This is a genomic window from Williamsia phyllosphaerae (assembly GCF_014635305.1).
GTDB lineage: Bacteria > Actinomycetota > Actinomycetes > Mycobacteriales > Mycobacteriaceae > Williamsia_A > Williamsia_A phyllosphaerae.
The window spans coordinates 1,245,387-1,256,950 of the sequence record NZ_BMCS01000001.1 but is presented as its reverse complement, the minus strand read 5'-3'; the positions used below and the strand labels follow the sequence as shown (position 1 = coordinate 1,256,950).

Genomic DNA, 11,564 nt, shown 5'->3' with positions numbered 1-11,564 from the left:
TTCGTCAACGCGCGGGGGCATGCCGTGCAGATCGTGTCACCGCGCCATGACGGCGCGCCTCGGGCGCGTAGACCTGTTCGGGTGACACTCACCGACATCATGCCGACGCTGCGCATGAGCATCCCGGACCCCATCGACCTGTCCGCGTGGCCGCCGCACACCTCCACCACCATTGATGACGTTGTCGTGGAGGGACTTTCGATGCACCGGGTCGCCGATCTGCTGGGCACGCCCTGCGACTGGACCACGACGACGTCGCAGGTCGGATGCGCACGGGTGGTGCTGTGTCGGGTCAGCGCCGTGGTGCACGACGGGGACGAGCCCATCGCCCTCGTCGATTGCGCGGCCGGCCACATCGGCGCCGACTGGACGCACGTGCGCCTGATCGACCGGATCTCGGTAGCGCACAAGGGGACGTTCCGGGTCCTCGGTGACGGCTCAACCGCACACGCCCGTCCGGACCGCCCGGCGCCTGTGGACGGCGCTGAGGTGTCGCTGCCACGAGACCTGCAGCTCGGCGACCTGCTCATCGTCCCCTGCCCTTCCTCGGTCGCACCCGCCTCGCGAGAGCCCGCGGCCCGGCGCGCACCCGCAGCACAGGTCTGATCCGCGCTCTGCCGAACACCCGCGAAACGGTGGTGCGCACCGTCGCGGTGCGGTCTACTGAGATCGACAGCGGCGCACCGACTTCGTGCCGCGCGGATCACACAGGCCGGGGAGCGACATGACACCGACGACACATCGCAACGAGGGCCGTGACCGGCGAGAACACCCGACTCTGTGGCAGATGGTGGTCATCACGGTCGTCGCGTCGATCGCCGTCGCGATCGGCGGAGCCACGGGCGTTGCGAGCGCGACACCGACCGAGGCCACCACATGGCTGTGCCGACCCGGACAGGCCGCCGACCCGTGCGGCGGCCGGTCGGGCGCACCCGTCGACTGCTTCTACGTGTACCCGACGGTCTCGCTGCAGCTGACCGCCAACGCCAACCGGGCCGTCGGCCCGGAGGAGCGTCTGATCGCCGGCCAGCAGGCCGAACCCTTCGGCGCGAACTGCAATGTATGGGCTCCCATCTACCGCCAGAGCACCCTGCGCGGACTGTTCACCGCCACCGGCAACCAACGCGCCACGGCCCTCGACCTCGCCTACGACGATCTCGAGAAGGGATGGAACGATTATCTGGCGCACCACAACAACGGTCGCGGTGTCGTCCTCATCGGACACTCGCAGGGGACGTTGATGCTGCGCACTCTCATCCGCAAGCGCATCGAGAACACCCCGGTGCAGGCACGATTGGTGTCGGCGATCCTGCTCGGCGGAAACGTGTTGGTGCGCAAGGGTTCACTTGCCGGTGGTGACTTCTCGTCGGTCCCGGCGTGCACCACCGCATCGCAGAACGGTTGCGTCATCGCGTATTCCGCGTTCAACCGGCAGCCACCGGCCGATTCCCGCTTCGGACGCCCTCCGTCCGAGGCCGGGACACAGGGCGCGCGCGGTGACCTGCCGTTCGGGCCCGACTACGAGGTGCTGTGCACGAATCCGGCCGCTCTCGGCAGCGGCGCCCCGGCACGACTGCACAGCGAGATCGCCGGGCGGTCGGCGCGCGGCTACACCGGGGTGTGCAGCACCGACGGGGGTGCACACGTGCTGCGGATCAGCGGCGGCGGGAACGGTGCGCCACCGGCGGGCGCGCTGCCGACCCTGCCCAACGCCACCTGGGGCCTGCATCTGCTCGACGTGAACCTCGCGCAGGGCGACCTCGTCGACCTGGTGGGCACACAGGCCCGGGCGTACATCGGGCGCTGAGGTACCCCACCCCTGACGCATTTCGGCCCCCGCAGAGGATCCTGCGGGGGCCGAAATGGTGGTTCAGGTGACGATCAGCTCGCGACAACCGAGAGGTTGAGCGACGCCGACACGTCGGGGTGCAGGTTCACGACGACGGGGTAGGTACCCGTGGCCTTGATGTGTCCCTTGGGCAGTTCGACGGCACGCTTGTCGACGACCGGGCCGCCCGCGGTGCGGATGGCGCCGGCGACGTCGGCCACGGTGACCGAGCCGAAGAGCTTGCCCGAGTCGTGGGTCTTCACCGGGAGTGAGACCGACTCGAGGTTCTCCAGAGCCTGCTTCAGCTCGTTGGCGTGATCGAGTCCGCGCACCGCGCGGGCCTCCTGCGAACGCCGGATTCCTTCGACCTGCTTCTGTGCGCCACGGCTGGCCGGGATGGCCAGACCGCGGGGCAGCAGGAGGTTGCGACCGTAACCGTCTTTGACCTCGACGGTGTCGCCTGCGACTCCGAGGTTTTCGACCTCGGCGGTGAGAATGAGCTTCATTTTGTCCCTTTCCGCTCAGCGCGCCGTGGAGGTGAACGGCAGCAGTGAGACCTCGCGTGAGTTCTTCACCGCAATGGCCACGTCCCGCTGGTGCTGGACGCAGTTCCCGGTCACACGGCGTGACCGGATCTTGCCCTTGTCCGACAGAAACCGCCGCAGCTGCGAGGTGTCTTTGTAGTCGATGTCAGGTTGTGTAGCTGTACAGAAGGAACAGGCCTTGGCCGTGATGTCCTTCTCGGCACGGACTCTGCGTCCGCCGCCTGATGTTTTCGGCATTTCCTTGCTCCGATATGTGATGCGAGACCGCCGCAGCGGTCCTAGAACGGTGGTTCGTCGTCCCCGCCGCCGAACGATCCGCTCGCCGGGGCACTGCCCCACGGATCGTCGTTCGCCGCTGCGCCGCCGCCGGACGAACCGCCGCGGCTTCCGCCTCCGCCGCCCGATGATCCGGAGTTGCCGCCGCCTCCACCGCCGCCACCACGCGATGCGCGGTTGACCTTGGCGGTGGCGTACTTGAGCGAGGGACCGACTTCTTCGACCTCGAGTTCCACGACCGTGCGCTTCTCGCCCTCACGCGTCTCGTACGACCGCTGCTTGAGCCGGCCGGACACGATGACGCGGGCGCCCTTCGTCAGGCTCTCGGCCACGTTCTCCGCGGCGTCGCGCCAGATGCTGCAGCGCATGAAAAGCGCCTCGCCGTCTTTCCATTCGTTGGTCTGACGATCGAACATCCGGGGGGTGGAGGCAACCGTGAAGTTGGCAACCGCCGCACCCGACGGGGTGAATCGCAGCTCGGGATCCGCTGTCAGGTTTCCGATGACGGTGAGAATGGTGTCGCCGGCCATGGTGAAACTCCCTATGCGTGTGGGTTGTTCTCGGGATCGATGCGCACCGGGGACGAGAATCGGTCACGCTCGTGCGTGTCGACCCTATTTCCCGGTACCGACATGAGACTCGACTTCGCTCCGATCGGTTCCATCGACCTCGGGAGAGGTGCGGTGGCGACGACCGGACGGCGTCGGTTCACGTCCGACGTTCTAGTGCTCCGACCGCAGAACCTTGGTGCGCAGGACCGACTCGTTCAGCTTCAGCTGACGATCGAGCTCGCTCACCGTCTTGGGCTCCGCGTTGATGTCGATGACGGCGTAGATCGCCTCGGTGTGCTTCTGGATCTCGTACGCCAGACGGCGCTTTCCCCAGATGTCGACCTTGTCGATCTTTCCGCCGTCCTTGCGGACAACGTTGAGAAAGGTGTCGAGCGAAGGGGCAACGGTGCGCTCGTCCAGATTCGGATCGAGGATGACCATCAATTCGTAATGACGCATAAGACCACATCACCTCCTGTGGGCTGGTCGGCCACGGACGATCCGTGGCAGGAGGGTCGCCTGCGTCGGCAACCGGGCAAGGCTACATCAGTGTCCTGTGACCTGCGAAATCGTGCGCAGGGCGCCCACCGTTGGAACAGAATTGCGAATCTGCTTCTTCGAGACGTGACCTGGGTTACGTTTCGAGCCATGACCAGTTCACTCGCAGTGGCAACCGTCGCCGATCTCACGCCCGAGTGGTTGTCCGCGGTCGTGGGCACCGGGACGGTGTCGGACTTCTCCACCGAACGTATCGGCACCGGGCAGGTGAGCGAGAACCATCGCGTCACCCTCACCTACTCCGCCGGTGACGGACCCGCTGCGGTGATCGTCAAGGTCGCGGCCTCCGACGAGACCAGCCGCAGCTCCGGTGTGTCGATGGGCCTCTACGAACGTGAGGTCCGGTTCTACCAGGACGTGGCGCCGTCGATCGACAGCCGCGCGCTCGCCGGATGCCTGCACGCCGAGTACGAGCCCGAGAGCGGGACGTTCTGTCTCGTCCTCGAGGACGTCAGTCCGGCGACGGTGGGCAACGAGCTCGACGGCGCCTCCCCGGGTGCGGCCCGCCTCGCGGTCGCCGCCCTCGCCGAGCTGCACGCCCCCTGCATCGGACATCCCTCACTCGAGTCCGCGCCGTGGCTCAACCGTGAGTCCCCCATCACCGGGCCGATTCTCTCGATGCTCTACACCGGTTTCGTCGAGCGATACTCCGACCGTCTCGATCCGCGGCACACCGTCGTCGCGGACACATTGGTCGCCGGTTTCGAGCGCTACCAACAGCTCTCGACCGATTCCGTGAGCGCCACCGGCCTGGTGCACGGCGACTACCGACTCGACAACCTGCTCTTCAGCACCGACGACGCCTCCCGCCCGGTGATCGCCGTCGACTGGCAGACGGTGACCTGGGGCCCGGCGGCGACCGATCTGTCCTACCTCCTCGGCACGGCGATGACGACCGACGACCGTCGCGCCCATTCCGATGAGCTGGTGGCGCTGTACCACCAGGGTCTCGGCGACAAGGCGCCCGCACACCTCGACGAGTTTCGCGAGGACGTCCGGCTGCAGACGTTCTTCGGGATCATCATGGCGATCGTGTCGCCGATGCTCGTCGAACGCACCGGCCGCGGGGACGAGATGTTCATGGCGGCCTTCAGCCGCAACTGCGAGCACGCCCTCGATCTCGACGCCGTCGCGCTCCTCCCCGAGCCGACCGACCCCACACCGCTGCGTCCCGAATCGACCGACGAGGCCGCCCACACCCCGGGAGCCGACGAACTCTGGAACGAGAGTTGGTACTTCGACGTCGCCGACGAGGCAGCAGGCATCGGCGCGTTCGTCCGTCTCGGCATCACACCCGCGCTCGACAACGCCTGGTACACCGCGATGATCTGCGGTCCGGGCATCCCGACCATCGCGATCCTCGACTTCGATCTCGCACCGCCGGCCGGCCTTGCCGTCTCCACCGACACGGTGACCGCGACCCACGAGATCGTCGAGGAGCTGACCCACGCCCACGTGACGCTCACCGGCCGCGGCGAGGCGTTCGACGACCCCGCCGACATCCTCGGCGACCATCCGAACGGTCGCGCGGTGCAGGTGAGCCTCGACCTGCACTGGCACACAGACGGCGACCCCTACCTGTATCGCCTCACCCCGCGCTATGAGATCCCGTGCCGGGTCACCGGGGTCATCACCATCTCCGGCGACGGCATCGACTTGGCGCCCATCACCATCGGCGCCCCCGGCCAACGCGACCATTCCTGGGGTGTCCGCGACTGGTGGGGCATGGACTGGGTGTGGACGACATCGCACTTCCCGGACGGCACACACCTGCACGGACTCGATCTGCGCATCCCGCAGATCCCGGCCATCAGCATCGGATACGCGCAGCACCCGGGGCAGCCCACCGTCGAGCTCAACACGCACCGGGCCACCGAGGTGATCGGTGACGACGGCCTCGCGCGGTCGACAGCCCTGCAGATCGAGCCGGGCACCATCGCCCTCGACTTCCATCCACTCGGGCACGGACCGCTGCGTCTGGTCGCCGAAGACGGCCGCGTCGCGTACTTCCCACGGGCCTGGGGAACCTGGACCGACGCCGACGGGCGTCGCGGCGTCGGATGGGTCGAATGGAACCGCAACCTGCCGGGTTGAGCGTCGTCGGCGTCGCGGGCCTCCTATCGTGGTCCGGTGGCGCACTGGTGGTCGACCGACGACATCACCGTCGACTGGCTGGCCGCGGTCGTCGGAACGGTGGACGAGTTCCGTGTGGAACCGTTCGCCGTCTCGCCCACGTCGGTGACCGTGCGGGTGCACCTGAGATCTCGCGACCCGTCGTGTCCGGCGTCGGTGATCGTCACGACCGCCCGTCCCGATCACACCGGATCCGACGAACCCTTCCGGCGGGATCACCTCTTCTATTCACGTCCGACCACGCTCGCCCTGCGCACCGTCGCTCCGTGCCTGCACGCGCACCTGGACCCCGGACGTAGGGAGTTCTGGCTGGTCCTGGTCGATCCCGGCCCGGTCCGCCACGGTAACGAGCTGGTCGGGCTGACCCGCGGGAAGGCGCATCTGGCGGTCGCCGCTCTGGCCGATGTCCACGCGACCTTCCGTCGTCGGGCCGCCGACGCGCAGTGGATCCCGGCGTCCGAGCCGATCGACCACCGCCGCCTCGGTGAGCTGTACGTGCGATTCGTCGAGAACTTCGGCGAGCGGATCGATCTGCGTGACCTCACGGTCGCGAACCGGATCGTCGCGTCGGTCGACGCCATCGTCGGGCACCGCGAGCAAACCTCCGCCTTTCGCGGCGTGGTCCACGGCGACTTCCGTCTCGGCAACATCCTGCTCGGCCGATCCGGGTCGGACCGACCGATCACCATCACCGGGTGGCAGGGCATCTCCTGGGGTTTCGCGGCCGCCGACCTGGCCTGGTTCCTCGGCACCCTCGACCGGTCGATGCGGCTCGACTACGGCGACACCCTGATCACGGTCTATCAGGAGTCGCTGGGTGACGCCGCTCCCGGCAGTCTGGAGTCCCTGCAACGCGACGTCCGCGACAACGCGTTCGTCTGCCTGGTCAACGTGCTCGTGTCCTGGGCCGCGGCCGGTCCCACCCCAGGGTCCGACGAGCTCTGGCTGACCCTGTTCGGTCGTGCCTGCGCATTCCTCACCGATCTCGACAGCTCCCGGCCGGTCGGGGCGGCCCGCTCGGTCATGACCTACGTCGACCCGACCGACGAGTCGGCACACCCGGCCAGACCGGGCGGCGAGTGGAACGAGACGTGGTACCTCGACGTCGCCGATCCCGCGGCCGGTATCGGCGCGTTCATGCGGTTCGGGGTCGGACCGGAGAACCCGGACGGGTGGTTCGCCCTGGCCGTCTGCGGACCCGACATCCCCACCGTCACGGTCAGCGAGTCCGGCTTCGAACTCGGCCGGGTCCAGAGCGTTCGCACCGACACCATCACCGCGACCCATGTCCCGGTCATCCCGTTGGCGCACGTGCACGTCACGGTCGACGCGATCGGCACCGCCCACGACGATCCCGCCGGCGTCAGCCGTGGGGTCGGCGGCCGTCCGGTCGGTGTGCGCCTCGATCTGCACTGGTACACCTCCGGCGATCCGTACCAGTACGACCTCACGCGGGTCTACGAGATCCCGTGCATGGTCACCGGCACGATCAGCCTCGCCGGGGAGGGCCTGCCCACCGAGCCGATCCCCATCGACGCGCCCGGACAACGCGACCACGCCTGGGACGGTCAGAACTGGTGGCACATCCAGTGGTTCTGGTTGTCGGCGCATTTCGAGGACGGCACCCGCGTCCACGGCGTCGACATCCGCCTGCCGTCGTTGCCGTCGATCTCGATGGGATACGCCCAGCAGCCCGGCGCACCCCTGTTGGCGCTCGACAAGTGTCGACTCGTCGACGGCGACATCGGCCCCGACCAGGTGCGGTCGATGACCTACGCCCTCGAACCGGGATCGATGACCATGACGTTCCGCGCCGTCGCCCAGGCGCCGCAGCGGACGGAGAGCGTCCGGGGCTCGGTGAGCGTGATGCCGCGCGCGTGGGGTGAGTTCACCCGTTCGGACGGTCGCCGGGGAGTCGGCTGGGTGGAGTGGAACACCGGATCCCCTAACCTGTAGCCCATGCCCCCCGTCTCCACCACCGATCGATGGCGGCTGCGGTTGCTGGCGGCGCGCGGCAACATCGCCGTCGTCCTCCTCGTACTGGTCGTCCTGAGTCTGATCCTCATGTGGCTCGGCTACCTCGGGAAACTCGACTGCGGCGGCGCGCCCTACTTCGCCGACGGTCGTAGCGAGCACTGGCCGGTGGGCAAGAACGAACTGCTCATGCCGTGCTACTCCGACCTGCAGTTCCTGTGGATCGGGCGCGACATCAACAACCATGTCTTCCCGTACATCCACGGCGGCATCACCGACGACGGTGTCCTCTACGGCGGCGTCGTGGAGTACCCGGTGCTCTCCGGGTTGCTGATGTACTTCGGCGCGATCGGAGCGCACACCGACACCCAGTTCTTCCAGCACTCGGCCCTGATCCTGCTCCCGTTCGGGATCCTGATCACCGTCCTGCTCGGCCTGATGACCCGCTGGCGCGCCCTGCTGTGGGCAGGCACGCCGCCGCTGATCCTGTACTCGTTCCACAACTGGGAGACGCCGGTGGTGGCGACGGTCGTCGGTGCCGTCGCGGTCATGTATTTCGGTGCGCAGGAGTCGCCGCGGACCGGGCGTCGACGGATCCCGTTCCTGACGGCCGCCATCATCGCGGCGGTCCTGCTGTCCATCGGCTTCTCGCTCAAGCTGTATCCGGGCCTGTTCGTCGTGCCCCTGGTGGCCTATGTGCTGACGCGTGGTCAGGGCGCGCGCTCGGCGGGCGACTGGTCGATCGAAGAACCGGCCGATGCCGAGCGCTCGGGAGCTCTGCGCGGTCGGATGCTGTCGGTCCGTCGGGCCGGACTGGACTGGGTGGGTGCCGCCTGGGTGACCGGCGCAGCTATCGTCACCGTCCTCGCCGCACAACTGCCGTTCATGATCCTCGGCTTCGAGGGGTGGAAGGCTGCGTTGTCGTTCCAGGGCAAACGGCGATCCGACGTCGACACGAACTCGATCTGGTACTGGGGCGTACGCCATCTCACCGACGCCGCCGGCATCAGCTACAACTCGGTCGTCGGTGTCGCGTCGCCGCTGCTGATCCTCGCGTCGTTCGTCCTGGTCGTCTATCTCGGTGTGCGCGTGTGGCGCACCGGTGAGCCCTACCCGTGGATCGGGGTGTCGGCGGCGATGCTGGCCGGCTTCATGCTCTTCCACAAGGTGCACTCCCCGCAGTACACGCTGTGGATCCTGCCGTTCTTCGTGCTGCTGCGGGTGGCCTGGCCGATCATCGTGCTGTATCTGCTGGCCGATCTGTCGTTGGACCTCACCATCTTCCGGCTGTTCGGCATCTACACCTCCGGCTCACCGATGAAGTGGTGGGTGATGGGCGGCGTGCAGTTCGGGGTGTGGACGCACGCTCTGCTGCTGGCGATCCTGATCTTCGCGTTCGTGCGCGCCCCGGTCCGCATGTACGCCCGGAAAACCGTTGGTCCGCCCGACAAGGTCCCCGATACCGTCTCCGTATGACGAGCTGGCTGGGATCACCGACGCTGCAGGGCAAGCACATCCGACTTCGACCGCTGGTCGGGGCCGACGCCGAGGCCCTGGCCGCAGCGGTCGATGAACCCGACGCGTTCCGCTGGACGTCGGTCCCGGGTGACGTCGCGTCGGCGGGCACCTACATCTCGACCGCGATCGACAACCCACACCGTGTCGCGTTCGCGGTGATCGACCTGCAGGACGACGCCGTCGTCGGGACCACGTCGTACTACGACATCGACCCCGCCAACCGCTCCGCGGCCATCGGCTACACCTTCTACTCGAAGCGGGTGCAGGGCACGGCGGTCAACCCGGAGGCCAAACTTCTCCTGCTGCACCATGCTTTCGAGTCCTCGGGCGCGGTCCGCATCGTGTGGCACACCGACGAACGCAACGCGCAGTCACGCGCAGCCATCCTCAAGCTGGGGACGACCTTCGAGGGGTTGTTGCGCAAACATCGACCACTCCCGGACGGAACGTGGCGCACCACTGCGCAATACGCCATGACCGACGACGACTGGCCCGCCAATCGGGACCGCCTGCAGGCGCGCATCGCCTGAACCGCCCAGTCGACGTCCGCAGCCGCCCAGTCGACGTCCGCAGCCGCCCAGTCGACGGGTCACAGCTGCGGGACGGGCTCCCGGTGTTCGGGCTCGGGCGCATCGGGTTCGACCGCACGACTGCGACGCCGGAGCCGGAGCGTGTCGGGCGCGTTGTCCAGCACACCACCGCCCGGGTCGTCGAAGAAGCCGCCCCGAGAGGTGTTGCGCACCACGTCGTGTCGCGGGTGGTAGATCTCCCAGACCACGAGTGCGCAGAGGCCGACGACCGCGATCCCGCGGATCACCACCGCGCCGATGAAGTAGGGCTCGGGGAGCCACTTGACGTTCTCCGGGAGGTACAACCCCATCCGTGGCACCCACACCAAGGCGTCGAGCACCATCCACGCGATGAGCATTTTCGTCCGGGGGATCGCCAGTACGGCGAGCGGCACCAACCACAGCGAGTACTGCGGACTCCACACCTTGTTCACCACGAGGAACCCCGCGACGACCAGGAACATCAACTGCGCCAGACGGGGTCGGGTCGGTGCGTGCAGACCGACGAACGCGATACCGACGCAGACCAGGGCGAACAACCCCAGCGACAACGCGTTGACCAGAGCCGACTTGCCGTCGGCCCCCGCGCCCCAGTCGTAGTTCGACACCGAGCTGACCACGTTGAACCACGTGTCGGGGTCGATGCCGCGATCGGCGTTGTAGCGGAAGAACTCCCACCACCCCGTCGGGGTCCCGACGATGAACGGCAAGTTGACCAGCAGCCACGTGCCGACGGCCACCAACGCGGTCACGGTGAACTCGCGCACCTTGCCCACGCGCAGACACAGCACCAGCAGGGGGATCAGCAGTAGGCCGGGATACAACTTCGTGGCCACACCGATGCCGAGGAAGAGGCCGGTGGCCCAGGGGTTCCGGCGGGCCCACGCCAACATGGCCAGGGCCAGCAACGCCGTGGCGATCGCGTCGAAGTTGGTGAAGATGTGCACCATCACCAACGGCGAGAGCGCGGCGATCGACGCCGACCAGATCCGCACACCGGCGGTCAGGGCGGTGGCCCAGATCGTGACGAGCCAGAACAGTGCGAGACCCAGCGCGACGACGTTGAAGAACAGCACCACGTCCAGCGCCGACGGCACGCCCCAGTGCTCGTGCATCCATTGCCAACCGTGCGCGACCTGCGCGGCGCCGTACATGTACATGCCGGTCACGACCGGGTACTCCATGTACCGCTGCTCGGTCGCGCCGTCCGGTCCCTTCTGGAACCACGACGACTTGTACGGCAGCGCACCGGTGTCGAGGCGTTCGGCGGTGTAGAGCGGGACGGTGTCGGAATAACACATGGCGATGTACTGCCGGTGTTGACTCCAGTCGAGTTCGAGCGTCTGGGTCCCTGCCTTGGGCGCCTGCTGCAGACAGGCCGCCTTGCCGTACCAACCCAGCGCCAGGGCGATCAGCGCCAACAGCATGATGACGCGCAGTGGCGTGAAGTAGCGGCTGCGTCCGACGACGGCGTGCAGTCCCAGGGGGCCGCCCACCGCGATCGACGCCTCGCGCGCGATGACGTCGGTCCGCGTCGGGAGCTCGCGGTCGGAGTCCTCGCGAAGATCAGCCGACAGCCGTGTCGGCGAATCCCACTGTGTCATCTCGGCCC

At 67.7% G+C, this 11,564-nt stretch carries 11 protein-coding genes; 6 read left to right on the top strand and 5 right to left on the bottom strand.

Annotation, left to right across the window (positions count from 1 at the left end):
- Positions 1 to 81: 81 nt before the first annotated feature.
- Both IEV93_RS05820 and IEV93_RS05815 read left to right on the top strand, forming a co-directional pair.
- Positions 82 to 606, top strand: coding sequence for a hypothetical protein (locus IEV93_RS05820; protein WP_188487784.1), 525 nt, complete (start codon positions 82 to 84; stop codon positions 604 to 606).
- 118 nt (positions 607 to 724) lie between these two features.
- Positions 725 to 1,807, top strand: coding sequence for a DUF3089 domain-containing protein (locus IEV93_RS05815; RefSeq protein ID WP_229704908.1), 1,083 nt, complete (start codon positions 725 to 727; stop codon positions 1,805 to 1,807).
- 74 nt (positions 1,808 to 1,881) lie between these two features.
- Here the strand turns inward: IEV93_RS05815 and rplI are convergent, their stop codons facing one another.
- The 4 genes from rplI to rpsF form a co-directional block, all read right to left on the bottom strand.
- Complete coding sequence (rplI, locus tag IEV93_RS05810; RefSeq protein WP_188487782.1) at positions 1,882 to 2,334, bottom strand: 50S ribosomal protein L9; 453 nt, start codon at positions 2,332 to 2,334, stop codon at positions 1,882 to 1,884.
- 15 nt (positions 2,335 to 2,349) lie between these two features.
- Positions 2,350 to 2,610 carry a 30S ribosomal protein S18 gene (gene rpsR / locus IEV93_RS05805; RefSeq protein ID WP_188487780.1) on the bottom strand — a complete coding sequence of 87 codons (261 nt, stop codon included), beginning with the start codon at positions 2,608 to 2,610 and terminating at the stop codon, positions 2,350 to 2,352.
- A 41-nt stretch (positions 2,611 to 2,651) separates the two neighbouring features.
- Positions 2,652 to 3,179, bottom strand: coding sequence for a single-stranded DNA-binding protein (locus tag IEV93_RS05800; protein ID WP_188487778.1), 528 nt, complete (start codon positions 3,177 to 3,179; stop codon positions 2,652 to 2,654).
- A 192-nt stretch (positions 3,180 to 3,371) separates the two neighbouring features.
- Positions 3,372 to 3,659, bottom strand: coding sequence for a 30S ribosomal protein S6 (gene rpsF / locus IEV93_RS05795; protein ID WP_188487760.1), 288 nt, complete (start codon positions 3,657 to 3,659; stop codon positions 3,372 to 3,374).
- A 189-nt stretch (positions 3,660 to 3,848) separates the two neighbouring features.
- Between rpsF and IEV93_RS05790 the strand changes: the two genes are divergently transcribed.
- From IEV93_RS05790 to IEV93_RS05775, 4 genes are read left to right on the top strand one after another with little or no spacing between them, the layout of a single operon-like run.
- Positions 3,849 to 5,852, top strand: a complete 2,004-nt coding sequence (locus IEV93_RS05790) for a DUF7064 domain-containing protein (RefSeq protein WP_188487758.1) — start codon at positions 3,849 to 3,851, stop codon at positions 5,850 to 5,852.
- Positions 5,853 to 5,888: 36 nt separating this feature from the next.
- A complete protein-coding gene (locus IEV93_RS05785; RefSeq protein WP_188487756.1) occupies positions 5,889 to 7,847 on the top strand; it encodes a DUF7064 domain-containing protein in 1,959 nt (652 codons plus the stop codon).
- 3 nt (positions 7,848 to 7,850) lie between these two features.
- The gene (locus IEV93_RS05780; RefSeq protein ID WP_188487754.1) at positions 7,851 to 9,341 is read left to right on the top strand and encodes a glycosyltransferase family protein; all 1,491 of its coding nucleotides are present in this window, start codon (positions 7,851 to 7,853) and stop codon (positions 9,339 to 9,341) included.
- Positions 9,338 to 9,913, top strand: a complete 576-nt coding sequence (locus tag IEV93_RS05775) for a GNAT family N-acetyltransferase (protein WP_188487752.1) — start codon at positions 9,338 to 9,340, stop codon at positions 9,911 to 9,913. Before IEV93_RS05780 ends, IEV93_RS05775 begins: the two co-directional genes overlap by 4 nt.
- 59 nt (positions 9,914 to 9,972) lie before the next feature.
- Here IEV93_RS05775 and IEV93_RS05770 read toward each other — a convergent pair whose 3' ends face one another.
- Positions 9,973 to 11,556, bottom strand: a complete 1,584-nt coding sequence (locus IEV93_RS05770; RefSeq protein WP_188487750.1) for a glycosyltransferase family 87 protein — start codon at positions 11,554 to 11,556, stop codon at positions 9,973 to 9,975.
- Positions 11,557 to 11,564: the final 8 nt, after the last annotated feature.

Excerpts from the sequence above, each read along its gene's own strand:
- IEV93_RS05815 (WP_229704908.1), top strand. The coding sequence starts at position 725 with ATGACACCGACGACACATCGCAACGAGGGCCGTGACCGGCGAGAACAC.
- rplI (WP_188487782.1), bottom strand. The coding sequence starts at position 2,334 with ATGAAGCTCATTCTCACCGCCGAGGTCGAAAACCTCGGAGTCGCAGGC.
- rpsR (WP_188487780.1), bottom strand. The coding sequence starts at position 2,610 with ATGCCGAAAACATCAGGCGGCGGACGCAGAGTCCGTGCCGAGAAGGAC.
- IEV93_RS05800 (WP_188487778.1), bottom strand. The coding sequence starts at position 3,179 with ATGGCCGGCGACACCATTCTCACCGTCATCGGAAACCTGACAGCGGAT.
- rpsF (WP_188487760.1), bottom strand. The coding sequence starts at position 3,659 with ATGCGTCATTACGAATTGATGGTCATCCTCGATCCGAATCTGGACGAG.
- IEV93_RS05790 (WP_188487758.1), top strand. The coding sequence starts at position 3,849 with ATGACCAGTTCACTCGCAGTGGCAACCGTCGCCGATCTCACGCCCGAG.
- IEV93_RS05780 (WP_188487754.1), top strand. The coding sequence starts at position 7,851 with ATGCCCCCCGTCTCCACCACCGATCGATGGCGGCTGCGGTTGCTGGCG.
- IEV93_RS05775 (WP_188487752.1), top strand. The coding sequence starts at position 9,338 with ATGACGAGCTGGCTGGGATCACCGACGCTGCAGGGCAAGCACATCCGA.
- IEV93_RS05770 (WP_188487750.1), bottom strand. The coding sequence starts at position 11,556 with ATGACACAGTGGGATTCGCCGACACGGCTGTCGGCTGATCTTCGCGAG.